Source organism: Kineococcus aurantiacus (assembly GCF_013409345.1).
Lineage (GTDB): Bacteria > Actinomycetota > Actinomycetes > Actinomycetales > Kineococcaceae > Kineococcus > Kineococcus aurantiacus.
On the sequence record NZ_JACCBB010000001.1, the window covers coordinates 2,871,185 to 2,895,123 of the forward strand.

21 protein-coding genes are annotated in these 23,939 nt (G+C 75.3%); 13 read left to right on the plus strand and 8 right to left on the minus strand.

Going from position 1 to position 23,939, the window contains the following annotated elements; translation table 11 throughout:
* Window positions 1–15 precede the first annotated feature (15 nt).
* From BJ968_RS13890 to BJ968_RS13900, 3 genes are read right to left on the minus strand one after another with little or no spacing between them, the layout of a single operon-like run.
* Window positions 16–1,185 carry a Glu/Leu/Phe/Val dehydrogenase gene (locus tag BJ968_RS13890; protein ID WP_179756693.1) on the minus strand — a complete coding sequence of 390 codons (1,170 nt, stop codon included), beginning with the start codon at window positions 1,183–1,185 and terminating at the stop codon, window positions 16–18.
* A complete protein-coding gene (amaB, locus tag BJ968_RS13895; protein WP_218885048.1) occupies window positions 1,185–2,789 on the minus strand; it encodes an L-piperidine-6-carboxylate dehydrogenase in 1,605 nt (534 codons plus the stop codon). The genes BJ968_RS13890 and amaB overlap by 1 nt, the downstream gene beginning before the upstream one ends.
* Before the next feature lie 45 nt (window positions 2,790–2,834).
* On the minus strand, window positions 2,835–4,058 hold the full coding sequence (locus BJ968_RS13900) for an FAD-dependent oxidoreductase (protein WP_179752769.1): 1,224 nt from the start codon (window positions 4,056–4,058) through the stop codon (window positions 2,835–2,837).
* Window positions 4,059–4,158: 100 nt separating this feature from the next.
* On the opposite strand from BJ968_RS13900, the gene BJ968_RS13905 reads away from it, so the two are divergent.
* The 9 genes from BJ968_RS13905 to BJ968_RS13945 all read left to right on the plus strand — a co-directional run bounded on the left by BJ968_RS13905 (window position 4,159) and on the right by BJ968_RS13945 (window position 13,594).
* On the plus strand, window positions 4,159–5,067 hold the full coding sequence (locus BJ968_RS13905; protein ID WP_179752771.1) for a LysR family transcriptional regulator: 909 nt from the start codon (window positions 4,159–4,161) through the stop codon (window positions 5,065–5,067).
* Window positions 5,068–5,172: 105 nt separating this feature from the next.
* Window positions 5,173–5,955 (plus strand): PfkB family carbohydrate kinase, encoded by a 783-nt coding sequence (locus tag BJ968_RS13910; RefSeq protein WP_179752773.1) that lies wholly within the window; start codon window positions 5,173–5,175, stop codon window positions 5,953–5,955.
* A gap of 79 nt (window positions 5,956–6,034) precedes the next feature.
* A complete protein-coding gene (locus tag BJ968_RS13915) occupies window positions 6,035–7,048 on the plus strand; it encodes an SIS domain-containing protein (RefSeq protein ID WP_179752775.1) in 1,014 nt (337 codons plus the stop codon).
* Window positions 7,049–7,231: 183 nt separating this feature from the next.
* Window positions 7,232–7,951 carry a GntR family transcriptional regulator gene (locus BJ968_RS13920; RefSeq protein WP_218885049.1) on the plus strand — a complete coding sequence of 240 codons (720 nt, stop codon included), beginning with the start codon at window positions 7,232–7,234 and terminating at the stop codon, window positions 7,949–7,951.
* Between the two features lie 58 nt (window positions 7,952–8,009).
* Window positions 8,010–9,473, plus strand: coding sequence for an NAD(P)/FAD-dependent oxidoreductase (locus BJ968_RS13925; protein ID WP_179752777.1), 1,464 nt, complete (start codon window positions 8,010–8,012; stop codon window positions 9,471–9,473).
* A 138-nt stretch (window positions 9,474–9,611) separates the two neighbouring features.
* Window positions 9,612–10,934 carry an ABC transporter substrate-binding protein gene (locus tag BJ968_RS13930; protein ID WP_179752779.1) on the plus strand — a complete coding sequence of 441 codons (1,323 nt, stop codon included), beginning with the start codon at window positions 9,612–9,614 and terminating at the stop codon, window positions 10,932–10,934.
* A 4-nt stretch (window positions 10,935–10,938) separates the two neighbouring features.
* The gene (locus BJ968_RS13935; RefSeq protein WP_218885050.1) at window positions 10,939–11,907 is read left to right on the plus strand and encodes a carbohydrate ABC transporter permease; all 969 of its coding nucleotides are present in this window, start codon (window positions 10,939–10,941) and stop codon (window positions 11,905–11,907) included.
* Window positions 11,907–12,737 carry a carbohydrate ABC transporter permease gene (locus BJ968_RS13940; RefSeq protein WP_179752782.1) on the plus strand — a complete coding sequence of 277 codons (831 nt, stop codon included), beginning with the start codon at window positions 11,907–11,909 and terminating at the stop codon, window positions 12,735–12,737. Before BJ968_RS13935 ends, BJ968_RS13940 begins: the two co-directional genes overlap by 1 nt.
* Window positions 12,734–13,594 (plus strand): TIM barrel protein, encoded by an 861-nt coding sequence (locus BJ968_RS13945; RefSeq protein ID WP_218885051.1) that lies wholly within the window; start codon window positions 12,734–12,736, stop codon window positions 13,592–13,594. Before BJ968_RS13940 ends, BJ968_RS13945 begins: the two co-directional genes overlap by 4 nt.
* A 92-nt stretch (window positions 13,595–13,686) precedes the next feature.
* Here the strand turns inward: BJ968_RS13945 and manA are convergent, their stop codons facing one another.
* The 5 genes from manA to BJ968_RS13970 all read right to left on the minus strand — a co-directional run bounded on the left by manA (window position 13,687) and on the right by BJ968_RS13970 (window position 18,287).
* A complete protein-coding gene (manA, locus tag BJ968_RS13950; RefSeq protein ID WP_179752784.1) occupies window positions 13,687–14,889 on the minus strand; it encodes a mannose-6-phosphate isomerase, class I in 1,203 nt (400 codons plus the stop codon).
* 119 nt (window positions 14,890–15,008) lie between these two features.
* Entirely contained in the window at window positions 15,009–15,974 is a 966-nt protein-coding gene (locus BJ968_RS13955; RefSeq protein ID WP_179752786.1) for an ATP-binding cassette domain-containing protein, read from the minus strand.
* A complete protein-coding gene (locus BJ968_RS13960) occupies window positions 15,971–16,777 on the minus strand; it encodes an ABC-2 family transporter protein (RefSeq protein WP_179752788.1) in 807 nt (268 codons plus the stop codon). Before BJ968_RS13960 ends, BJ968_RS13955 begins: the two co-directional genes overlap by 4 nt.
* Window positions 16,770–17,561, minus strand: coding sequence for an ABC-2 family transporter protein (locus BJ968_RS13965; RefSeq protein WP_179752790.1), 792 nt, complete (start codon window positions 17,559–17,561; stop codon window positions 16,770–16,772). The genes BJ968_RS13960 and BJ968_RS13965 overlap by 8 nt, the downstream gene beginning before the upstream one ends.
* 57 nt (window positions 17,562–17,618) lie before the next feature.
* Window positions 17,619–18,287: an NUDIX hydrolase gene (locus BJ968_RS13970; protein ID WP_343078023.1), complete on the minus strand. Its 669-nt coding sequence runs from the start codon at window positions 18,285–18,287 to the stop codon at window positions 17,619–17,621.
* Window positions 18,288–18,378: 91 nt separating this feature from the next.
* Between BJ968_RS13970 and BJ968_RS13975 the strand changes: the two genes are divergently transcribed.
* The 4 genes from BJ968_RS13975 to BJ968_RS13990 are packed head-to-tail and all read left to right on the plus strand — an operon-like array spanning window position 18,379 to window position 23,833.
* Entirely contained in the window at window positions 18,379–19,374 is a 996-nt protein-coding gene (locus tag BJ968_RS13975; RefSeq protein ID WP_179752794.1) for an SPFH domain-containing protein, read from the plus strand.
* Window positions 19,371–20,264, plus strand: a complete 894-nt coding sequence (locus BJ968_RS13980; protein ID WP_179752796.1) for a hypothetical protein — start codon at window positions 19,371–19,373, stop codon at window positions 20,262–20,264. Before BJ968_RS13975 ends, BJ968_RS13980 begins: the two co-directional genes overlap by 4 nt.
* Before the next feature lie 60 nt (window positions 20,265–20,324).
* Entirely contained in the window at window positions 20,325–23,198 is a 2,874-nt protein-coding gene (locus tag BJ968_RS13985) for an FAD-linked oxidase C-terminal domain-containing protein (protein ID WP_218885053.1), read from the plus strand.
* Window positions 23,199–23,227: 29 nt separating this feature from the next.
* A complete protein-coding gene (locus BJ968_RS13990) occupies window positions 23,228–23,833 on the plus strand; it encodes a dihydrofolate reductase family protein (protein WP_179752797.1) in 606 nt (201 codons plus the stop codon).
* Window positions 23,834–23,939 lie beyond the last annotated feature (106 nt).

A 23,939-nucleotide genomic window follows, 5' to 3' on the forward strand; every position in this document is an offset into this window, starting at 1 on the left:
TCCTCAGGGGTTCGCTCAGAGACGGACGTGGACGCGCCCGGGACGGCCGCTGCGGTCCATCGCCGCGCGCACCCGGTCCTGGGCGAGGCGGCGCGCGGCCGCGTGCGGGGGTTCCCCGGCCCGCCGGGCGGCGTCCAGGACGTCCACGGTGTTGCGGGACAACCGGTCCGCGACCGCGTCGAGGACCCGCTGCTCCTCGACGGGGAACACCGAGTACCGCGCGTCCATCGCGAACGCCGCGGCCACCACCCCGCCGGCGTTGGCGATGAAGTCGGGGACCACGACGACGCCCCGCTCGTGCAGCACCCGCAGCGCCGCCGCGTCGGCGGGCAGGTTCGCGCCCTCGACGACGACGCGGGCCCGCACCCCCGCGGCCAGCTGCGCGTCCAGGACGTCCTGGCGCGCGGCGGGCACGAGGACGTCGGTGTCCAGCAGCAGTTCCGCCCCGGCGGGCAGCAGCCGCGCGCCGGGCACGTCGCGGGCGACGTGGTGGACCAGGCCGTCGCCGTGCGCGGCGGCGGCCAGCAGCGCGGGCACGTCGAGGCCGTCGGGGCGGTGCACGGCCCCGGCGGCCGTGGAGACCGCGACGACCTGCGCGCCCAGGGCGTCCAGGCGGCGGGCGGCGGCCCGGCCCACGGCCCCGAAACCCTGGACCACGACGCGGGACCCGGCGACGGCACCGCCGGTCCAGGCCAGCGCCGCGGCGGCGGCCCCGGCGACGCCGTGGCCGGTGACGCCCCACTGGTCGTAGGGAACGCCGCCGGTCTCGCGGGGGCTGCCGACCGCGGCGCCGCGGTCGCGCAGCTCGTCCTGCACGACGGCCGCGTCGTCCTCACCGAGCCCCATGTCGAGGCCGACGACGTACTCCGAGGGCACCTCGTTGGCCAGGGCCCGCACGAACCGGCGCAGGTGCAGCTCCTTGTCCGGGGAGGCCGGGTCCCAGCGGATCCCGGCCTTGGCGCCGCCGAAGCCGAGGTCGACCGCGGCCCACTTCCAGGTCATGACCCGCGCCAGCCGTCCCACCTCCGAGACCGTGAGGTCCGGGGCCATGCGCGTACCGCCCTTGCCCATGCCGCGGGCGGTGTTGTCGATGACCAGGACCCCGCGCATCCCGCTGCGGGGTTCGGCGACGGTGACGACCTTCTCGGGCCCCCACTCGTCGACGTGGCTGAAGTCGTCGGCGATCACGCTGCGCCCGAACCGAAGTCGACGCCCTGCGCCAGCGGCAGGTCGCGGGAGAAGTTCACGGTGGTGGTGGCCCGGCGCATGTAGGCGCGCCAGGAGTCCGACCCGGCCTCGCGCCCGCCGCCGGTGGACTTCTCCCCGCCGAACGCGCCGCCGATCTCGGCGCCGGAAGTGCCGATGTTGACGTTGGCGATGCCGCAGTCGGACCCGACGACGGAGGTGAACAGCTCCGCCTCTCGCTGGTCGCGGGTGAACACCGCCGACGACAGCCCCTGCGGCACGTCGTTGTTGAGGGCGAGGGCCTCCTCGAACTCGCGGTAGCGCAGCACGTACAGCACGGGGGCGAACGTCTCGCGGCGCACGACGTCGAGCTGGGCGGGGACCTCCACGACCGCCGGCCGCACGTAGTGCGCCCGCTGCGGCCCGACCGCGACCCGCTCGCCGCCGACCACGACCGACCCGCCCCCGGCGACGGCCTCGTCGACGGCGGCGCGCATCGCGTCGTGGGTCGCGGCGGAGAACAGCGGGCCGACGAGGGTGGCCGGGTCGAAGGGGTCACCCACGCGCAGGCCGGAGTAGACGGTGCTCAGCCGGGCCAGCAGCTCGTCGGCGACGGACTCGTGGACGATGAGCCGCCGCAGCGTGGTGCAGCGCTGGCCGGCGGTCCCGGCCGCGGCGAACACGATGCCGCGCACCGCGAGGTCGAGGTCGGCGCTGGGGGTGACGATCGCGGCGTTGTTGCCGCCGAGCTCGAGGATCGCGCGCCCGAAACGGGCCGCGACCCGCGGGGCGATCTCGCGGCCGAGGCGCTCGGAGCCGGTCGCGGACAGGACCGGGACCAGGGGGCTGTCGACGAGGGGGGCCGCCCCGGTGGCGTCGGCGACGACGGTTCGGTTCAGGCCCGCGGGCATCCCCAGCTCGGCCGCGGCCCGTTCCAGCAGCGCGGAGGCGGCGAGCGCGACGAGCGGGGTGCGCTCGGAGGGTTTCCACACGACGGTGTCGCCGCAGACCAGGGCCAGCGCCGCGTTCCAGGCCCAGACGGCGGCGGGGAAGTTGAACGCCGAGATGACCCCGACGACGCCGACGGGGTGCCAGGTCTCGCTCAGCCGGTGCTCGGGGCGCTCGGAGGGCAGGGTCCGGCCCTCCAGCTGCCGGGACAGGCCCACGGCGAGGTCGCAGACGTCGACCATCTCCTGCACCTCACCCAGCGCCTCGGAGCGGATCTTGCCGACCTCGACGCCGATGAGGTCGGCGAGGGGTTCGCGGTGCTCGGTGAGCAGGTCGCCCAGCCGGCGGACCAGGCGCCCGCGGACGGGGGCCGGGACGGTGCGCCAGCGCAGCCACGTCTCGTGGGCGGCGGCGACCGCGGCCTCGACGTCGGCGGCACCGGCCGCGGGCACCGTCGCGACGACCTGCCCGTCGAGGGGGCTGACGACGTCGAAGGCAGCCCCGCCGGTGGTGGGGGAGGTGGCGGGGGGCGCCGGCCGGTCGGGGTCCACGCCGCAGGCGCGCAGCGCGGCGCGGGCGACGGCGCGCGGGTCGGTGCGCAGCTCGGTGGTGGGTCCGGTGGTCGATGCGGTGGTGGGCTCGGTGGTGGTGCTCACGGGGTCTCCTCGGGTGGGGCGGGTGCGGCGGCGGACGGGGCGCGGTCAGACGATGGCCACCTCGGTGCGCCGGACGGGCGCGGCGAAGCGGTCGGCGCTGAAGGCGCCGACGTCGAGGGCGGGGGTGCGGCCCAGCAGCAGGTCCCGCACGCACTCGGCCGCGGCGGGCGCCTGGAGGAACCCGTGGCCGGAGAAGCCGGTGGCGTACAGGAAGCGGAAGGGCGTGCCGGTGGCTTCCCCGATGAGGGCGTTGCGGTCGGGGGTCTCCTCGTACAGCCCGGCCCACCCGCGTTCGAGGGGGACGTCGGCCAGGGCGGGGGCGACCCGGCGCAGGACCGCGCGCAGCCCGGTGTGCCAGGCGGTGTCGACCTCGCGGTCGAAACCTGCCGGTTCCGCGGGGTCGGCCCAGCCCAGCAGCAGGCCGCCGTCCTCGCTGCCGTGGAAGTAGGCGGTGCTGGACTGGTCGATGGTGAAGGGCACCGCGTGCGGGCGCGCGGGGGAGGGCGGGGCGAAGGCGACCTGGCGGCGGCGGGGCACGACGGGCAGGTCCACCCCGGCCAGGGCGGCGAGCGCGCCGGACCACGCGCCGGCCGCGCAGACGACGGCGGGCGCCAGCACGGCCGAGTTGTCAGACAACCTCACGCGCGCCTGCCCGGCGGGTCCCTCCTCCACGGCGACGACCTCGGCGCCGGTGCGGAAGCGCACCCCGGCCGCGCGCGCCCGTCGCGCCAGGGCGTGGACGACGGCCCGCGGCCGGGCGAACCCGGCGTCGGGGGACCACACCGCGGCCAGCAGCCCGGTGGGGTCGAGGTAGGGGCAGCGGCGGACGGCCTCGGCGGGGTCGACGAGCCGGGTGGGGACGCCCAGGGCGTTCTGCACGCCGGCGCCGGCGGCGTGGCGCTCGACGTCGGCGGCGTCGCGCAGGGCGAACAGGTACCCGACCTCGCGCAGGCCGACGTCGGGCCCTCGCCCGCGCCCCGGTCCGTGCCCCTCGCCGCGGGCGAGGGCCCGGTAGGACTCCAGGCTGCGGCGGGCCAGTTCCACGTTGGCGGGGTCGGAGAACACGGCCCGCACCCCGCCGAGGGGTTTGCCGGAGGAACCGGCGGCGAGGTCGTCGCGTTCGAGCACGACCACGTCGGTCGTCCCCGCCCGCGCCAGCGCGTCCGCCACGGCGACGCCGAGGATGCCGCCGCCGATGACGACGACCGCGGCGCGTTCGACGTTCCCGGTGCCGGTCGCGCGGGGTACCCCTCCGTGCGTCGTGGTCACGGTTCTCCTCCCGGTCCGGTGGTTCGGTGGGTTCACCGTGCCGCCCGCGGGCCCACCGGACAAGCGACGGGTTCTGCGGTCGAACCGTTAGGTTCCCTGCATGGACGAGCTGGGTCGCGTGGGGTTGCGGGCGCTGGTGGAACTGGCCCGGCGGGGCAGCATCGCGGCGGTCGCCGAGGACACCGGGTACACCGCAGGCGCTGTCTCGCAGCAGATCGCGCGGCTGGAATCCGTGGTGGGGCACCCGCTGACGGTCCGTTCGGGCCGGGGGGTCCGGTTGACGGACGTGGGGCGGGTGCTGGCCGAGGAGGCCGTGGCCGTGCTGCGCGCGGAGGAGGCGGCGCTGGCCGCGGCGCGGGCGGCGCGCACCGAGGTCCGGGGTCAGTTGCGCATCGGGGTCTTCGGCAGCACCGCGGCGACGTTGCTCGCGCCGCTGGTCCTGCGGTCGGCGCAGGTCCACCCCGGGTTGCGGCTGACGAGCCGGGAGGTCGACGTGGACGACACCGCGGCGGCGGTGCGGCGCGGGGAGGTCGACGTCGCGTTCGGCGTGGAGTACCCCGACGCACCGATGCCGCGGCGGCCCGAGACCGAACTCGTGCCGCTGCTCACCGAGCGGTTCGCGCTGGCGGTGTCGCCGGAGGTTCCCGGGCCGGGACGCACCACGCTGTCCGCGGCGGCGCGGTGGCCGTGGATCCTCACGCCGGCCTGCACGCCGTTCGGGGCGGCGGTGCGCAACGCGTGCCGGTCGGCGGGTTTCGAACCCGACGTGCTGCACGAGGTGACGGACACGTCGGCGGCGCTGCTGCTGGCCGGCCGCGGGCTGGGGGTCACCCCGGTGACCCCGCTCATGCGGCGGCTGGGGACGGAGCCGGTGCGGGTGCTGGAGCTGGACGACGTCGTCGAGCGCCGGATCGTGCTGGTGCGCCACCGCGCGGACGCGGGCCGGGCGACGGTGCGGGCGCTGACCGAGGTGCTGCGCGCGGTGACGGCGGAGGAACCCGTCGGCTGAGCGGAAGTCGTACGAACAGCGTGCGACGAAACCGTTGACAGCAGTTGTCTGCTTGGACATTCTTTTGTCAGACAAGTTGCTGCAAAGTCTGATGGGAGGTGCCGGGTGATCGGGGTCATCGGTGACAACACCATCGACCGCTACGTCGGCGAGGTCGAGCGGACCTTCGTCGGCGGCAACGCGCTGAACGTCGCGGTGCAGCTGCACCGGCACGGGCGGCCCGTGCACTACTCCGGCGCCGTCGCCGACGACCCCGACGGGCAGGTCGTCCGCGCGGCCGTCGAGGCCCAGGGCGTGGGCGTGACCGGTCTGCGCACCGATCCCGGCGAGACGGCCGTGACGCTGGTGGAGGTCGCCGCCGACGGCGAGCGCTCCTTCGCCCGCGAGGACTTCGGCGTCACCGCCCGCTTCGTCCCCGCCGAGGCCGAACTGGACCTGCTCGCCCGCTGCGACTGGGTGCACCTCGGCATGACCGCTGCGGCGCAGCAGGTCCGCGACGCCCTGCGCGCCCGCGGCCCGGTGCGCCTCAGCCAGGACTGCGCCGTCAGCCCCGGCCACGACGGGCTGGAGGTCGCCTTCCTGTCCGTCGGCGACGACCGCTCCCGGGCGCCGGCCGCCGCCCGGGAGGCCCTCGCCGGCGGGGCCCGGCTGGCCGTCGCCACCTGCGGGGCCGCCGGCGCCTACGCCACCGACGGGCAGCGGGAGTGGTGGCAGGACGCCACCGCCGCCGACGTCGTCGACACCACCGGGGCCGGTGACTCCTTCATCGCCGGCTTCATCGCCGCGCGGGTGGACGGGCACGACGTGCCCACCGCCCTGCGCACCGGCTCGCAGTGGGCCGCCGCCACGTGCGGCCACCTCGCGGGCTGGCCGCAGGACCCCTCGTGACCTTCCCGGCGCCGCGCCGGGACCCCGACGACCGCCGCCCCTCCGGGCCGGCGGGACCCACCACCCAGGGAGTGGAACCATGCTGAACTTCGACGAAGAGCGCTTCGTGCGCATCCAGTCCGGCGCCGTCGGGCTCGCCGGGCAGCTGCACCGGGCCGTGGCCGACGCGCTGGAGGCCGGCGCGCAGAACCTGTTCTTCCTCGGCGCCGGCGGGGTCACCCTGCTGACCCACCCGGCCGCGCGCCTGCTGCAGACCACCTCGACCTTCCCCGTCCACCTGGACATGGCCGCCGAGCTCGTGGTGCGCGACAACGTGCACCTCGGGCCGCAGTCCCTCGTCGTCATGCCCTCGCTGTCGGGCACCACGAAGGAGGCCGTCGAGGCGCTGGAGTTCTGCCGCGCCAAGGGCGCCCGCGTCCTCACCCTCACCGGGCACGCCGACACCCCGATGGCGCAGCTGGCCGACGTGAACTTCACGAACTTCGCCGAGGACGACACCTCCAGCGAGTCGTACTACCTGCAGACCCTGCTCATCGCCCTGTCCGTCATGCACCTGCGCGGGGAGCACGACGCCTACCCGCAGACGGTCGCCGAGCTGGAGGCGCTGCCCGCCCAGCTCGTCGAGGTCAAGCGCGCGTTCGAGTCCCGCGCCGCGGAGATCGCCCGCACCATCAAGGACGAGCCGTACCACGTCATCACCGCGGCCGGGTCGGCCTGGCCCGAGGCGTACTACTACGGCATGTGCATCCTGGAGGAGATGCAGTGGATCCGGACCCGCCCGGTGCACGCCTCCGACTTCTTCCACGGCACCCTCGAACTCGTCGAGGCCGGCGTCAGCGTCGTCGTCCTCAAGGGCGAGGACGAGACCCGCCCGCTGGCCGAGCGCGTGGAGAAGTTCGTCCCCGACCACACCGAGAAGCTGCTGGTGCTGGACACCGCCGACTTCGAGCTGCCCGGCACCTCCGCCGCCGTGCGCGCGCTCGTCTCCCCGGTCCTGCTGGCCACGGCCCTGGAACGGCTCAGCGCCCACCTGGAGGTGCTGCGCGACCACCCGCTCACCACCCGCCGCTACTACCGGCGCCTGGACTACTGAGACCCGACCACCGACCGTTCCGACCACCCGACCCCGGAGGCCAGCGTGCCCGGCACCCGCCCGAGCGCCCCGCTCACCGCGGCGCTCGCCGCGCTCCCGCGGGAGACTCCGCAGGTGCCGCTCGTCGGGCTCGTCCCGGTGGGTTCAGTAGCGTCGCTCCCCTCGACGGAGGAGGGGACCACCATGCCCGACAAGCGGCCGCTGCCCAGCATCGTGCGCGACCAGCTCATGGACCTGCTGCGGGCGCAGGGGTTCAAGCCGGGGGACCGGCTGCCCAGCGAGGCGGAGATCTCCCGCCTGTGGGACGTCGGGCGCAGCAGCGTCCGGGAAGCGCTGAAGCTGCTGGAGCAGGAGGGGCTGGTCCAGGCCGAGCGCGGCCGGGGACGGTTCCTGTCCTCCCTCGGCAGCCTCAGCGTGGACCGGCCCATCACCCGGTTCGAGTCCGCCACCCAGATGCTGGCCAGCCTGGGGCGCAGCAGCCGCACCATGGTGCTGTCGGTCACCGAGACCGACCCCTCGCCCGAGGCGGTCGAGGCCCTCGGCCTGGCCGAGGGCGAACGGGTCGTCCGCCTCGAGCGGCTGCGCTCGGACGGGGACGACCCCCTCATCTACAGCGTCGACACCATCCCGGCCTTCTGCATCCCCGGCCCCGTCCGCCACGTGGACTGGACCGGCTCGCTCACCGAGCTGCTCGCCATCCAGGGGCACCTGCCCGTCTCCTCGGCCGCCCGCCTGCAGGCCGTCGAGCTGCCCGAGCAGGTGCGCACCCAGTACCACCTCGACGGTTTCGGCCCGTGGCTGCTCATCACCGAGACCGCCATCACCACGACCGGCCGCCGGGTCCTGCTCGCCGAGGACTACCACCGCGGTGACGCCTTCACCTTCAACGTCCTGCGCCGCTGAGCGACGCAGGGGCCAGCGCGCCGGCCCCGGCCGGCGACCACCCCCCGAGAGAGGTCCCATGTCCGCACGCACCGCGCTGAGGCTGCCGACCCCCGTCCCCGCCTCCCCCCAGGACCGTTCCTACTGGCTCGACACCACCGTCCCCGAGCGGGGTGACGAGCTGCCCGCCCTGCGCGGGGACACCACCGCCCGCGTCGCCGTCGTCGGCGGGGGGCTGACCGGCCTGTGGACGGCCTACCGCATCGTCCAGGCCCAGCCCGACGCGGACGTCGTCGTGCTGGAGGCCGAGTTCTGCGGCGCCGGGGCCTCGGGCCGCAACGGCGGCCAGGTCCACAGCTGGTGCGAGAGCCTGGACCGCCTCGAAGCCGTCGTCGGGCCCCGCGAGGCGGTCCGGCTGGCCCGCGCCTCGGTGGAGGCGATCGAGGAGCTCGCCGCCCTGCAGGACGGCGGCCTGGACATGGACCTGCGGCTGGACGGCTGGATCTGGGGCGCCAGCTCCCGGGCCCAGGAGGGGGCCTGGGCCGACGCCCTGGCCCGCAGCCGCGCCGCCGGCCTCGACGTCTACACCGAGCTGGACGCCGACGGGATGCTGGCCCGCACCGGGACGGCCACGTCGTACCAGGGCGTGGTGGAGGAACGCGCCGGGAGCCTGCACCCCGGCAAGCTCGTGCGCGGGCTGCGCGACCTCCTGCTCGCCCGGGGTGTGCGCATCCACGAGCGCACGCCCGTCACCGAGATCGGGTCCGGTCCGCGGCCGGTGCTGCGGACCCCCGGCGGCAGCGTCCGCGCCGAGAAGGTCCTGCTCGCCACCAACGCCTGGGCCGGGGCCATCCCCGAGATCAACCGCTTCATGTACTCCGTGGAGAGCCAGGTCGTCGTCACCGTCCCGATCCCGGACCGCCTCGACGCCCTGGGCTGGAAGAGCGGGGCGTCCATCTGCGACTCCCAGCGCCAGGTGCTGTACTTCCAGCGCACCGTGGACGGGCGCGTGCTGCTCGGGCAGGGCACCGGGAACCCCGTCTTCGCCGGCCGCCTCGGCGCCCGCACCAACCGCAACCCCCCGCTGGCGGCCAGCGCCGTCGCCGAGCTGCACCGGCTGTACCCCTCGCTGGCCGACGTCCCCATCGCCTACGACTGGGTGGGCGCCATCGACTGCGTCGCCACCCACGTCCCGGTCCTGGGGACCCTCACCGACCGCCCCGACGTGCACTACTGCGTCGGCTGGAACGGCACCGCGCTGGCCCAGCTGCCGGTCGTCTCCCGGATCCTGGCCTCGGTCCTGCTGGGGACCGACGACGAGTGGGGCCGCAGCCGCCTCGTCGGGGCCCCGCCCGTCCCGGTGGTCCGCGAACCCGTCCGCTTCCTCGGCGCGCAGGTCGTGCGGGCCGCCATCGTGCGCCGCAACGCCCTGGAACGGCACGACCGCCGGGTCGACCCCCTCACCCGGGCCCTGACCCACCTCATGCCCACCCCCGAGGCGGTCCCGGCCCCCGACGAACCCGGCCGCACCCCCGCCGTCTGAGGACCCACCACCGCACGACCCGCACCACCCGCACGCAGGAGCACCGCCCGGGGGCCGTCGACACCGTCGTCGGCGCCGCCCCCGACCGCCCGGCAGCACCTCAGCGCTCGTCACCCCGACACGACCAGGAGGTCAACCATGCCCGGAAACACGCGCCGCGCGCTCGTGGCGGCCGGTCTCACCGCCGTCCTCGGCCTCGCCGCCTGCGGGGGCGGGGGGTCCGGCACCGGCGCGGTGGCCGACGTCACCGCGTCCCCCACCTACTCCGGTGAGCTGAGCATCCTCACCAAGTTCGGCCAGGCCGAGCTCGCGCCCTACTTCACCGACCTCGCCGCCGCGTACGAGCAGCAGCACCCCGACGTCGACGTGAAGCTCATCCAGGAGACCGACCAGAGCGTCAAGGACAAGACCAAGACGCTGGTCGCCTCCCAGGCGCTGCCCGACATCTACTTCACGTGGACGGGCAACTGGGCGGACAACTTCACCCGCGCCGGCCTGGCCGCCGACCTCACCCCCGTCCTCGGGCCCGGCACCGAGTGGGGTTCGACCTTCAGCAAGCCGATGCTCGACGCCTTCGCGCAGGACGGGAAGTACTACGGCATCCCGCTCTACACCGACGCCAAGTTCATGGGCTACAACGAGAAGGTCTTCGCCGACCTCGGGCTGGACGTGCCCGCGACGTTCGAGGAACTGCTGTCCGACTGCGGCACGATCCAGGCCGCCGGGCTGGAACCCATCGCCTTCGGCAACAAGGACGGCTGGCCCGGCCTGCACTACCTGCAGCAGCTGTTCGCCTACAACGTCCCCACCGCGACGCTGGAAGCCGACTTCGACCCGGCCACCGCCACCTGGACCGACCCCGGCTACGTGAAGTCCATGGAGCAGTTCGTCCAGCTCGTCCAGCGGTGCACGAGCACCGGCGCGCAGTCCAACGGCGTCCTCTACACGACCGCCAAGCAGCAGCAGTCCGACGGCCACGCCGCCATGTACTACCAGGAGATCATCGAGTTCGACGGGACCGCAGCCGAGGGCACCCCGCTGGCCCGCGACGGTTTCGGGTTCTTCCCCCTGCCCGTCCCCGAGGGCGCCGCCGGCGACCCGGAGGCGATCGAGGGCGCCCCCGAGGGGTACTTCGTCAACGCCCGGTCGAAGAACGCCGCCCTCGCGGTGGACTTCATGAAGTTCGTCACCAGCCAGGAGAACGGCAAGGTCCTCTCGGCCCCGCCGTACGGGCAGCCCAGCGCCGTCGTGGGCGCCGCGGGCACCTCCAGCCCCGCCGTCGCCGCCTCCGTCCAGGAGCTCGACGAGGCCAGCGCCGTGATCCCCTGGCTGGACACCATCACCGTCCCCGACGTGGCCAGCGCGTGGCTCGCCGGGGGTGAGGCGCTCGTCAACGGCGACCGGACACCGCAGGAGGTCCTCGCCGGCGTGCAGAAGGCCTCCGCCGCGGCGAAGGGCTGAGCCGGTGGCCCACGACACCTCCTCCCGCGCGCCGGCCGGCCGCGCCCCCGTCGGGCGTCCGCCGCTGCCCACCGCCGCCCGGGCCCGGACCGGGACGGCGCGCCGGGCCCTGGGCCTGGTGTGGGTGCTGCCGGCCCTGGTCGTCCTGGCGGTCTTCGTCTACCTGCCGCTGGTGCAGAACCTCGGGTTCAGCTTCCTGAGGTGGGACATCTTCAGCGGCACGTTCTCCTTCGCCGGCGGCGACAACTACCGGAAGATGGCCGGCGACCCGGTGTTCTGGCGGTCGCTGCGCAACAACATCGCCTACGCCGTCGTCTCGGTCGTGGTGCAGGTCTTCGGGGCCCTGCTGCTGGCCGCGCTCGTCGAGAGCCTGCGCAGCGACCGGTGGCGCCGGGCGCTGCGCGCGGTCTACTTCATCCCCTCGGCCATCTCCATCACGGTCGCGGGCCTGCTGTTCTACTTCCTCTACGAACCGAACCTCGGCCTGCTCAACGCCGCCCTCGGGGGCCTGGGCCTGGACGGGCTGGAGCACGCCTGGCTGGGCGACAGCGGCACCGCCGTCTACGCGGTCATCGCCATGAGCCAGTGGCAGGGTTTCGGCTACAGCACGCTGCTGTTCGCGCTGGCCATCCAGCGCATCCCCCCGGAGATCATGGAGGCCGCGGCCCTCGACGGGGTCGGTCCCGTGCGCCGCTTCCTGCAGATCACCGCCCCCCTGGTGGGGGAGATGACCTCGCTCATGGTGATCGTCACGATCTCCGGCGCCTTCCAGGTGTTCAACGAGGTCATGGTCATGACCTCCGGCGGACCCGACAACTCCTCGCAGGTCCTCGGGACGTGGCTGTACCAGAGCGGTTTCGTGCAGAACGACTTCGGGTACGCGGCGGCGATCGCCGTCGTGGTGTTCTTCGTGACGTTCCTCGTCGCGCTGGCGCAGCTGGCGCTGGGCCGCCGGCGCAGAGTGGAGTGGTGATGACCGCGACCGGAACCCGCTACCTGGCCCGGGTGTGCCTGTGGGGGCTGCTGCTGTCCCTGGCCGTCGTGGTCGTCTACCCGCTGCTGTGGATGGTGCTCAACGGGTTCAAGACCAACGCCGAGCTGTTCGCCAACCCCTTCGCCCTGCCCCACCAGTGGGGGCTGGGGAACTTCGCCGCCGCCTGGGACCGCGGCGTCAGCAGCTACCTGGCGACCAGCGTCTTCGTCACGATCGTCTCGACGCTGAGCACCGCGCTGCTCAGCGCCTGGGCGGCCTACGGCCTGACCCGGCTGCGGGTCCCGCTGGAGGGCCCGCTCACCGCGGTGGTCCTGGCCGGGCTCATGCTGGCCCCCACCGTCGCCCTCATCCCGCTGGTCCAGCTGTTCCAGCGCCTCGGGCTCTACAACAGCGTCTGGGCGCTGGTCATCCTCTACACCGCGTTCCGCATCCCGTTCACGACGTTCCTCATCCGCGCCTACATGGTCGAGATCCCCCGTGAGATCGACGAGGCCGCCAGCATCGACGGGGCCGGACCCGGGTACACGTTCTGGCGGATCGTCCTGCCGCTGTGCAAGCCGATCATGGCCTCGGTGGTGATCCTGCACGTGCTGTTCGCGTGGAACGAGTACCTGTTCGCGATGATCTTCACCAGCGGGGCCGGCACCCAGACGCTGCCCGTCGGCCTGACGAACCTCATGGCCCGGCACGGGACCGACTACCCCGTCGTCTTCGCCGGCATGGCCATCGCCGCGCTGCCCATGGTGCTGCTCTTCTTCGGCGGCCAGCGCTGGTTCATCCGCGGCCTGGCCGACGGGGTGGGCAAGTGAGCCCCACGGCCACCGGCACCCGGCTGCGGATCACCGGCTCGAACTTCAGCTACCAGCACACCACCTTCGCGCGGTTCTGCGCCGACGCGGCCGAGCTGGGCCTGCGGGACCTGGAGCTGTGGGGGATCGCGCCGCACCTGCAGGTCGACACCGCCACCGCCGCGGACGTCGCCGCGCTGCGCGCGGAACTGGACCGGCACGGCCTGCGGGTGCGGTGCCTGACCCCCGAGCAGGTCGTGTACCCGGTGAACCTCGCCTCCGGCGACGAGGGCCTGCGCCGGCGCAGCGTGGCGCTGTTCCGGCGCGCCGCCGACATCGCCGCCGACCTCGGCAGCGACCTGCTGTTCCTCACCTCCGGGCGCGGCTACGAGGACGAACCGGTCGAGCCGGCCCGGGCCCGGTCGGTCCGGTCGCTGCGCGAAGTGGTCGCCCACGCCGCCGGACTCGGGCTGGAGTGCGTCCTGGAACCGCTGCAACGGCGCGAGACCAACCTCGTGCGCACCACCGCCGACCTGCGCGCCGCGCTCGACGACGTCGGGGAACCGTCCCTCGGGGTCGCCCTGGACACCGTGGCGATGGCGTGCGCGGGGGAGGGGGTGCAGGACTACCTGCGGGCGTTCGGCGTCGGGACCGGCGGCGTGCGCCACGTCCACCTCGTCGACGGCACCCCCGCCGGGCACCTCGTGCCCGGCGAGGGGGACCTGCCGCTGGCGGACGTCGTGGCCGCGCTGACGGCCGCGGGGTACCCGGGGTGGGCGACGTTCGAGCTGTTCGGCGACGGCGGGTACGCCCTGGACCCGCGCCCGGCGCTGGAACGCTGCCTGGAGTGGTTCCGCGGGCTCGACGCCGCGGCCTGACCCCGCAGCAGGACCCCGCGGCAGGACCCCGCGGGACACCTCACCCGCCCCCTCCCCGCGCCGCCGGCGCGGGCAGGGGGCGGACGCGCGCCTCAGCCGGCCCGGCCCACGGTGGCCGCGAAGGCCAGGACGCCGTCGTCGCCGGCCCGCAGCCGCGCCGGGCCCTCGGCCGCGCCCACCAGCAGGCTGCCCCCGCGCCGCAGTTCCTCGGCGTCCCCCGGGCCCGACGTCACGAGCGCGGAACCGGCCAGGACCAGCAGCAGCACCGGCCCGTTCTGCTCCACGGCCAGTTCCGCGCCCGGTCCGCCCTCCAGCCGCTGCAGCGCGAAGTCCGGCACGGGTGTGCGGAACACCCGGCTGCCCGCGGCGGTCTCCTCCGGCGCGACGCGGTGCGGTGCGCTGACGACCGGGTCGACGATCCGCAGCAGCTCCTCGACGTCGACGTGCTTGCTCGTCAGGCCCCCGCGCAGCACGTTGTCGGAGGCCGACATGACCTCCACGCCGGTGCCCTGCAGGTAGGCGTGCGGCGTCCCGGCCCCCAGGAACACGGCCTGCCCGGGGGCGAGGTCGACGTGGTTGAGCAGGGCCCCCACCGCGATCCCCGGGTCGGCGGGGTGGTGCTCGGCCAGCAGCCGGACGACCCCGGCGGTGGTGTCGTCCGCGTCGGCGGCCCGCGCCGCCGCCACCAGCCGCGTGACGAACCCCGCGGCCGGTTCGCCCCCGGACAGCAGCAGGCGCAGCGCCCCGCGCAGCGTCGCCGCGGGGTCCGGCCCGGCGAGCAGCGCGTCCAGCTCCGCCGACGTCCCCCCGCCGGGCGCCCCCAGCAGCCGGTGCAGGTCCGCGCGCACCGCCGCCGGGTCGCGGAAACCCGCCAGGGCCCGCATCGGGGTCACCGCGACCATCATCTCGGGTTTGGGCTGGTCGTCGACGTAGTTGCGGTGCGGGGCGCCCAGCGGCACGCCGCGCGTCTCCTCGTCCGCGAAACCGGCGCGCGCCTGTTCCGGGCTCGGGTGCACCTGCACCGACAGCGGCCGGCCGGCGGACAGCACCTTCAGCAGGAACGGCAGCCGGGTCCCGCCGCGGCCCGCGGTCTCGGCGCCCAGCACGCCCGCGGGGTCGGCGGCCACGACGTCGGCCACCGTGCGGCCGTCGGCGGTGGGTGTCGGGAAACCCGGGTGGGTGCCGATCCACAGTTCCGCCTCCGGGCCCCCCGCGGGTTCCCGGCCCAGCAGGCGGGAGATCCCGCCGTCGGTGCCCCAGTCGTAGTCGCGGATGGCCGGCTCGAGGGTGATCACCTCCCCGAGGGTAGCGACCGCGGGGCTCGCGGACCGGCTCCTCGCAGAACCCACCACCGAACCCGCCGCCGGGGCGAGGACCGGGGCGAGGACCGGGGCGAGGACCGGGGGCGCGGGCCTCAGCCCGACGTCGCGTACAGCGTGCGCAGGACGTCGGCGATGTCGGGTTCCTCGACCGACAGGTCGCGGACGTCGGCGTCCTGCGCGACCTGCGCCAGGACCTGCGCGGCCGTGGTCTCCTGCGCCGAGAACGCGTACCGCAACCGCAGCCCGCCCTCCTCGACCCCCAGCAGTTCGGCGCCCGGGACCGTGCGCGGGGTCACCGGCGCGCGCAGGTCCACCACGAGGATCCGCCGGGCGCCGACCCGGCGGACCAGCCCCGGCAGGTCCCCGTCGTAGGCGGCGCGGCCGCGGTCGACGACGAGCACCCGGTCGCACAGCCGCTGCACGTCCCCGGTGTCGTGGGTCGTCAGCAGCAGCGTCGTGCCGCGCTCGGCCCGTTCGGCGTCCAGGAAACGCCGCAGCCGTTCGCTGGACAGGACGTCCAGGCCGATCGTCGGCTCGTCGAGCAGCAGGAGTTCGGGGGAGTGCAGCAGCGCCGCGGCCACCTCCCCGCGCATCCGCTGCCCCAGCGACAGCTGGCGCACGGGGGTCGCGAGGAACCGGCCGAGGTCGAGGCGCTCGTCGAGCTCGCGCAGCCGGGGTTCCCACACCGACCGCGGCAGGCGGTGGATCGCGGCGAGCAGCCGGAACGACTCGCGCAGCGGCAGGTCCCACCACAACTGGCTGCGCTGGCCGAAGACGACGCCGATGCGGCGGGCGAGGTCGCGGCGGCGGGCCACGGGGTCCAGGCCGCACGTGCGGACGGTCCCGCTGGTGGGGACGAGGATGCCCGTGAGGAGTTTCACGGTCGTCGACTTCCCGGCCCCGTTGGCGCCGAGGAAACCCACCGACTCGCCCGGCGCGACGCGCAGCGACAGGCCGTCGACGGCGCGGACCACCGTGCGCCGGCGGCGGAACCGGCTGCCGGACTCCTCCCGCACCACGTACTCGCGCACGAGGTCGTGCACCTCCAGCGCGTTCACGAACCGCTGCCCGTGTAGTGCCGCACCCCGGCGCGCCACAGCAGCAGCGCGACGCCCCACGCCACCGCCGCCGCGACGGGGCAGAACCAGCCCAGCCAGGCCGGCAGACCCGCCGGGCCCGGTTCGCCCAGCAGCGCCAGCACCGGCAGGTACGCCACGAACGCGGCCGGGACGAGGTAGCAGAACAGCCAGCGCAGCGCCCCGGAGTACAGCGAGGCCGGGTACTGCGCGGCGGTCACGCCGCCGTAGGTGATGCTGTTCACGGCTTCCCGGCCGTCGAGCAGCCAGAACTGCAGGGCCCCGGCGACGACGAAGACGGCGCCGAAGACGGCGGTGCCCCCGCACAGCGCCCCGGCCAGCAGCGCCAGCGCCCGCGCGTCCAGCGCGACCCCGGTGTGCGGCCACGCCACCACCAGCACGACGACCCCGATCGCGACCCGGCCCAGGCGCTTGAGCGACACGTCGGAGGTGGTGAGCTGGGCCAGCACGGGCAGGGGGCGCAGCAGGAGCGCGTCGAGGGTGCCCGTGCGGATCGCGGTGGGCAGGTCGTCGACGTGCCCGAGCAGGAGGTCGGCGAGGGCGAACGTCACGTTGGCCAGCGCGAACACCAGGCAGGCCTGCCAGACGTCGAGACCGCCGAGGGTGGTGGCGCGGGAGAACACGACGTAGATCGTCGCGAACTCGCTGACCCCGGTGCCGACGTTGGCGAGGAGGTCGGCCGCGAAGGACGCCCGGTAGGCCACCTGGGACCGGACGCGCGAGCCCAGGACCGCGCGGTAGGCGGCGAGGGTGCTCTCAGCCACCCTGCACCACCAGCCGGCGCGCCCCCGCGGCCAGCAGGACCCGCCCGCCCAGGAGCAGGGCCGCCAGCCAGCCGAGCTGGGTCGCGACCAGCCGCAGCGCGTCCGCGCCCGTCGCGCGGGCCAGGAGCAGGTCGACGGGGGTCTGCAGCATCGAGGGGAAGGGCGTCGCCGCGGCCAGGGCCTGCAACCACCCCGGGAACCACGCGACGGGGAGGGTGAGCCCCGTCAGCAGGGTCGCCAGCACGGTGTAGAGCAGCAGGACCCCGCGGACCTCGGTGAGCCAGAACGCCGTGAGGTTCACCAGCCAGCGCGCCGCGAACGAGACCGAGACGCCGAGCGCGGTGCCCACCGCGCCCAGCGCGTACGGGGCCGGGGTGGCCGGCAGGGCGAGCCCGGTCAGCAGCAGGCCGGCCAGCAGCGGCGGGAGCCCGCGGGGCAGGAGGGTGTACGCCGCCCGGCCCAGGTCGGTGGCCCACGCCGCCAGTTGCGGGTCGACCGGCCGGGCCAGGTCGAAGGCGATGTCGCCGGTCCGCACGCGGCGGGCCACCTCGTCGTCGGCGAAGACGCTCACGGGGGCCAGCAGGGCCTGGGTGACCCAGGCGAACGTGGCGGCCTGGGCGGCGTCGTACCCGGCGACGGTGCCGGCCGTGCCGACGGTCCCGGTGAGGACCGCGGCCTTGAGGGCGCCGAAGACCGAGTTCGTCAGGGCTCCCGCGGCCGTGGCCGCCCGGTACGTCGACCACCGGCGGAACCCCGCCGCGGCGAGGGCGGGGTAGACCGGCACGTCGACCGACCCTAGTGCCGGGCGCGCGCGGTGCCCAGGGGTTCAGCGCCCAGGGGTTCAGCGCAGCAGCGGCGGGTGCAGGGTCGTGGCCGGCCCGCGGCGGAACAGCCCGGCGGGGCGGCCGCCGTCGCGCGTGGTCGTGGTGCCGGTGGGTTCGAGGAAACCCGCCGCGCCGGTCACCTTGCGGTGGAAGTTCCGCGGGTCCAGCGCGGTGCCCCAGACGGCCTCGTAGACGCGGCGCAGCTCGGCGACGGTGAACTCGGCCGGGCAGAACGCCGTCGCGAGGGGGGTGTACTCCAGCTTGGCCCGGGCCCGCTCGACGGCGTCGGCCAGGAGGTCCTCGTGGTCGAAGGCGAGGTCGGGCAGGTCGGCGACGGGGGTCCAGCGCGCGTCCGCGGCGTCGGTGCCGGCGCGGGGGACGGGCAGGTCGGGGGCCAGCGCCAGGTAGCAGACGGTCACGACGCGCTGGCGGGGGTCGCGGCCGGGTGCCCCGTAGGTCGCGACCTGCTCGAGGTGGACGAGCCCGCGGGGCAGCCCGGTCTCCTCCGCCAGCTCCCGGGCCGCGGCGCCCGGCAGGTCCTCGTCCGGTCGCACGAACCCGCCCGGCAGCGCCCAGCGGCCCAGGAACGGTTCCTCGCCGCGTTCGACGAGCAGGACGTGCAGCGCGCCCGCGCGCACGGTCAGGACGACGAGGTCGACGGTCACGGCGAGGGCGGGGTGGCTCACCCGGTGAGCGTACCCACTTGTCGTCGACTTGACGACAAGTGGGGGGAGGCTTATCGTCACTGCGACGACAACAAGTCCCGAGGAGGACCCCGTGGCCGACATCACCCGCTACCCCTTCGCCCGCCACCTGCGCAGCACCCCCACCACCCACGTCATCCACCACCGCCGCGGCAAGCTCGCCCACACCGGCACCGGCCAGGCCTTCTGGTTCCGCCCCCTGTCGGCCACCCTGTCCGAGCTGCCCGTCGACGACCGCGAGCTGCCGCTGCTCCTGCACGCCCGCACCGCCGACTTCGTCGACGTCACCGTCCAGGCCACCGTCACCTTCCGCATCGCCGACCCCGACCTCGCCGCCACCCGCGTCGACTTCTCCCTCGACCCCGCCACCGGCCGCTGGCGCGCCGCCCCCCTGCAGCAGATCGCCGGGCTGCTCACCGAGACCGCCCAGCAGCACGTCCTCGACGTCCTCGCCGGCCTGCCGCTGCTGCAGGCCCTCACCGACGGCGTCGCGCTCACCCGCGAGCGCATCACCGCCGGCCTGCTCGCCGACAGCCGCCTCGCCCACACCGGCCTCGCCCTCGTCGACGCCCGCGTCGTCGCCGTCCGCCCCGACCCCGACGTCGAGAAGGCCCTCGGCACCCCCACCCGCGAGCGCCTGCAGACCGAGGCCGACGGGGCCACCGCCCAGCGCCGCGCGCTCGCCGTCGAACGCGAACGCGCCATCAGCGAGAACGAGCTGCAGAGCAAGATCGAACTGGCCCGCCGCGAGGAGCAGCTCGTCGCCCAGCGCGGCGCCAACCAGCGCCGCGGCGTCGAGGACGCCGCGGCCGCCGACGCCGTCCGCACCACCGCCGAGGCCGAGCGCGAGGAACGGCTCGCCCAGGCCCACGCAGCCGCCCGCCGCGCCCAGGGCGAGGCCGACGCCGCCGCCGAGGCCGCCCGCCTGGCCGCCGTCGCCGGCACCCCGCCGGAGGTCCTGCTCACCCTGGCCCTGCGCGAGTTCGCCGGGCAGCTGCCGGACGTCGGCACCCTCGTCCTGACCCCCGACGTCGTCACCGGCGCCCTCGCCCGGCTGGTGCGGCCGTGAGCCTGGCGCCCCGGGCCGTCCTCGTGCACCGGCGCACCGCCTACGCCGAGACCGTCGCCCGGCACGGCACCCCCGGCGCGGCCGACTTCTTCCTGCGCACCCGCAGCCGCCGCCTGGCCGAGCTCGCCGAGGCCGACGAGCAGCAGCGGCGGGCGCTGGCCGCCGTCGCCGCCGCGGTCCCCGCCGACTGGCGCACCGGTGCCGTCGAGCGCGCCGAGCTGCCGCGGTTCCTGTTCGCCCCCGAGGACGTCGTCGTGGTCGTCGGCCAGGACGGCCTCGTCGCCAACGTCGCCAAGCACCTGTCCGGCCAGGTCGTCGTCGGCATCGACCCCGCCCCCGGCCGCAACGCCGGCGTCCTCGTCCCGCACCGCGCCGCCGACGCACCCGACCTGCTGCGTCGCAGCGTGTCCGACGCCCCCTGCGAGCTGCGCACCATGGTCCGCGCGAGCACCGACGACGGGCAGGAGCTGCACGCCCTCAACGAGGTCTTCGTCGGTCACCGCAGCCACCAGACCGCCCGGTACGTCCTGGGCTGCGACCGCGACGGCCACCACCGCCACGAGGAGCAGGCCTCCAGCGGCGTCGTCGTCGGCACCGGGACCGGTGCCACCGGCTGGCTCGCCTCCCTGGCCCGCGCCCGCCGCGCGACCGGGCTGCCGGCGGCCACCGACCCCGCGCTGGCCTGGTTCGTCCGGGAGGCCTGGCCCTCCCCGACCACCGGCGCCGACCTCGTCGCGGGGACCCTGGCGCAGGGCGCGCTGACCCTGGACGTCCTGTCCGACGAGCTCGTCGTCTTCGGCGACGGCCTGGAGGAGGACCGGCTGACCGTCACCCGCGGCCAGCGGGTGCACGTCGGGGTCAGCCCGCGCCACCTGGCGCTGCTGCGCTGAACGCGGCGGCCGGGCCGTTCCGTGCCCGAGCACCCCTCCCGCGGCGGCACACTTGAGCACGTGACCCTGATCGACGACAACCGCGCGACGACCGCTGCCGCTGACGGTGGGGCCCCCGGCGCGGACCTGGTGGACGCCCTCAACGCGGTGCTCGGCACCGACCCCGCCTCCGGGGTCGTGGACGCCTCCACCCGCCGCCGCGCCGAGTACACGACCGACGCGTCGAACTACCGCGTGGTCCCGCAGGTCGTCGTCTTCCCCCGCTCGGTCGAGGACGTCGAAGCCGTCTGGGCGGTCTGCCGCGAGCTGGGCGTCCCCTTCACCTCCCGCGGCGCGGGCACCTCCGTGGCGGGCAACGCCATCGGCTCCGGCGTCGTCCTGGACTTCTCCCGCCACCTCAACCGCGTCCTGGAGATCGACGCCGAGGGCATGACGGCGCTCATCGAACCGGGCGTCATCCTCGACGACCTGCAGCGGCAGGCCGCCCCGCACGGGCTGCGGTTCGGGCCCGACCCCTCCACCCACGCCCGCTGCACCGTCGGCGGCATGATCGGCAACGACGCCTGCGGCTCGCACGCCCTGGCCTACGGCCGCACCTCCCACAACGTCGTCGCCCTGGAGGTCCTCGACGGGCACGGGCGCCGCTACTGGACCGACGAACCCCCCGCCGAGCTGGTCGAGGAGCTGCGCGCGGTCGCCTCGCAGCACCTGGGGCTGATCCGCACGACGTTCGGCACCTTCGGCCGCCAGGTCTCCGGGTACGCCCTGGAGCACCTGCTGCCCGAGACCGGCGGCCCGACCGGCACCGCGCTGGCGCGGCTGCTCACCGGGTCCGAGGGGACGCTGGCGACGATCCTGCGCGCCCGGGTCCGCCTCGTGCGGCAGTCGCCGTCCACCACCTTCGTCGTGCTGGGCTACCCCTCGATGCACGAGGCCGCCGACGCGACCCCGGCCCTGCTGGAGCACGCCCCCCTCGCGGTCGAGGGCATCGACCGGCGCCTGGCCGACGTCGTCGTGCGCCGCGGCGGGTCGGTCGACGGGCTGCCCGGCGGCGACGGGTGGCTGTTCGTCGAGATGGGCGGGGAGACCCCGCAGGAGTCCCTGGCCGCCGCGCAGGCGATGGTCGCCGACTCCCGCGCCCTCGACTCGGTGATCATCCCGACGGCGGCGGAGGCGCGGGCGCTGTGGCGCATCCGCGAGGACGGCGCCGGGCTGGCCGGGCGGTCCCCCGAGGGGCTGCCCGCGTGGCCGGGCTGGGAGGACGCCGCGGTCCCGCCCGCCAGGCTGGGGGAGTACCTGCGCGAGTTCGACGCGCTCATGGCCTCCCACGCCGTCGACGGGCTGGCGTACGGGCACTTCGGGGACGGCTGCATCCACGTCCGCATCGACTTCCCCCTCTACGAGGACGGTGGCGGCGCCGCGGCCAAGGCGTTCCTGGAGGACGCCGCGCGGCTCGTCGCCAAGCACGGCGGGTCGCTGTCGGGCGAGCACGGCGACGGCCGCGCCCGCGGCGGCCTGCTGCCGCTCATGTACGACGCCGAGGCGATCACCGCGTTCGAGGAGGTCAAGCGCGCCTTCGACCCGGCCGACCTGCTGAACCCCGGCGTCATCGTGCGCCCCGCCGACGTCGCCGCCGACCTGCGGGTCCCCGCCGCCCGCCCCGCGCACGCCCTCGGCATGCCGCTGAAGTTCGCGTACTCCCGCGACGAGGGCGACCTGACCCGCGCCGTCCACCGCTGCGTCGGCGTCGGCAAGTGCCGCGCCGACTCCGGCGGCGTCATGTGCCCCTCGTACCTGGCGACCGGCGACGAGAAGGACTCCACCCGCGGCCGCGCGCGGCTGCTGCAGGAGATGGCCAACGGCACCCTCGTCACCGACGGGTGGCGCTCGCAGGAGGTCAAGGACGTCCTCGACCTGTGCCTGTCCTGCAAGGGGTGCTCGGCGGACTGCCCCGCCGGGGTGGACATGCCCACCTACAAGGCCGAGTTCCTCGACAAGTTCTACGCCGGCCGGCTGCGGCCCGCGAACCACTACCTGCTCGGGTGGCTGCCGCGCTGGTCGAAGCTGGCGACGGCCGCGCCGGTCCTGACGAAGCTCGTCAACGCGCTGACGTCGGTCCCGGCGCTGGCCTGGACGGCGAAGGCGGTGGGCGGGGTGGCGCAGGAGCGGCCGCTGCCGGAGTTCGCGGTCGAGACGTTCCGCGACTGGTTCGCCAAGCGGCCCGTCGTCCCCGGCGAGCCGGTGCTGCTGTGGGTGGACTCCTTCACCGAGCACTTCTCCCCGGAGGTCGGCAAGGCCGCGGTGAAGCTGCTGGAGCACCTCGGGTTCGAGGTGCGGCTCACCGAGAAGCAGGTCTGCTGCGGTCTGACGTGGGTCTCCACGGGCCAGCTGGACGGGGCGAAGCGCCAGTTGCGCACGTCGCTGGACGCGCTGGGGACCTCGAACGTCCCCGTCGTCGGGCTGGAACCGTCGTGCACGGCGCTCCTGCGCGACGACGCCGCCGAACTGCTGCCCGACGACCCCCGCGCGCACGCGCTGGAGCGCCGGGTGAAGACCCTGGCCGAGCTCATCGCCGAGCAGCGCCCCGACTGGACCCCGCCGCAGGTGGACACCCGCGCCGTCGTGCAGCCGCACTGCCACCAGCACGCCGTCATGGGGTTCGCCGCCGACGCCGCGCTGCTGGCCAAGGCCGGCGTCGACGCCCAGGTCCTCAACGGCTGCTGCGGCCTGGCGGGGAACTTCGGCGCCGAGGCCGGGCACTACGACGTCTCGGTGCAGGTCGCCGAGCACGCCCTGCTGCCGGCGCTGCGCGAGCGCGGCGACGCCGTCGTGGTCGCCGACGGGTACTCCTGCCGCACCCAGTCCGACAACCTCACCGGGGTCCGGCCCAAGCACCTGGCCGAACTCCTCGCCGAGGCGCTGCCGGACCGCTGAGTCCCGTCCCGTCGAGAGGTCACCAGGGCATGAGCCGAGTCGTCTGCCACCAGTCCACGTCCCTCGACGGGTACTCCGCCGGCCCGGACCAGTCCCTGGAGCACCCGATGGGCACCGGGGAGGTCCGGCGCCTGCACCAGTGGATGTTCCGCGCCGACGAACCCGGCCACGGGGCCGACGCCGCGTGGCGCGCCGACCTCCTGCGGCCGATCGGTGCGGTCGTCATGGGCCGCAACATGTTCGGCCCCGTCCGCGGTGGGTGGCCGGACGAGTCGTGGCGCGGCTGGTGGGGCGAGGAACCGCCGTACCACGCGCCGGTGTTCGTCCTCACCCACCACGAGCGGGCGCCGCTGGAGACGACGGGCACGACGTTCCACTTCGTCACCGGCGGTTTCGACGAGGCGTTCGCCCGCGCCCGCGAGGCCGCCGGGGACCAGGACGTCCGCATCGCCGGCGGTGCGTCCACCGTCCGGCAGGCGCTGGCCGCGGGCGTGGTCGACGAGCTCCGCCTCGACATCGCCCCGTTCCTGCTGGGGGCGGGGGAGCGGCTGTTCGACGGGGTGAGCGGGTTCGGGCTCGACCCCGTCGAGGTCGTCCACTCGCCGCTGGCGACGCACGTCCGCTACGCGCGCTGACCCCCACCCCACCCCCACTCCGCCCAATCCCCACTCCCCGCCCCGCGACGTCCCGCCCCCGCGACGTCCCGCTCGAAGCACGGTTCGGGCCCTGACTGCGCGCGTT

Excerpts from the sequence above, each read along its gene's own strand:
- BJ968_RS13905 (WP_179752771.1), top strand. The coding sequence starts at position 4,159 with ATGGACGAGCTGGGTCGCGTGGGGTTGCGGGCGCTGGTGGAACTGGCC.
- BJ968_RS13915 (WP_179752775.1), top strand. The coding sequence starts at position 6,035 with ATGCTGAACTTCGACGAAGAGCGCTTCGTGCGCATCCAGTCCGGCGCC.
- BJ968_RS13920 (WP_218885049.1), top strand. The coding sequence starts at position 7,232 with ATGCCCGACAAGCGGCCGCTGCCCAGCATCGTGCGCGACCAGCTCATG.
- BJ968_RS13925 (WP_179752777.1), top strand. The coding sequence starts at position 8,010 with ATGTCCGCACGCACCGCGCTGAGGCTGCCGACCCCCGTCCCCGCCTCC.
- BJ968_RS13930 (WP_179752779.1), top strand. The coding sequence starts at position 9,612 with ATGCCCGGAAACACGCGCCGCGCGCTCGTGGCGGCCGGTCTCACCGCC.
- BJ968_RS13940 (WP_179752782.1), top strand. The coding sequence starts at position 11,907 with ATGACCGCGACCGGAACCCGCTACCTGGCCCGGGTGTGCCTGTGGGGG.
- BJ968_RS13990 (WP_179752797.1), top strand. The coding sequence starts at position 23,228 with ATGAGCCGAGTCGTCTGCCACCAGTCCACGTCCCTCGACGGGTACTCC.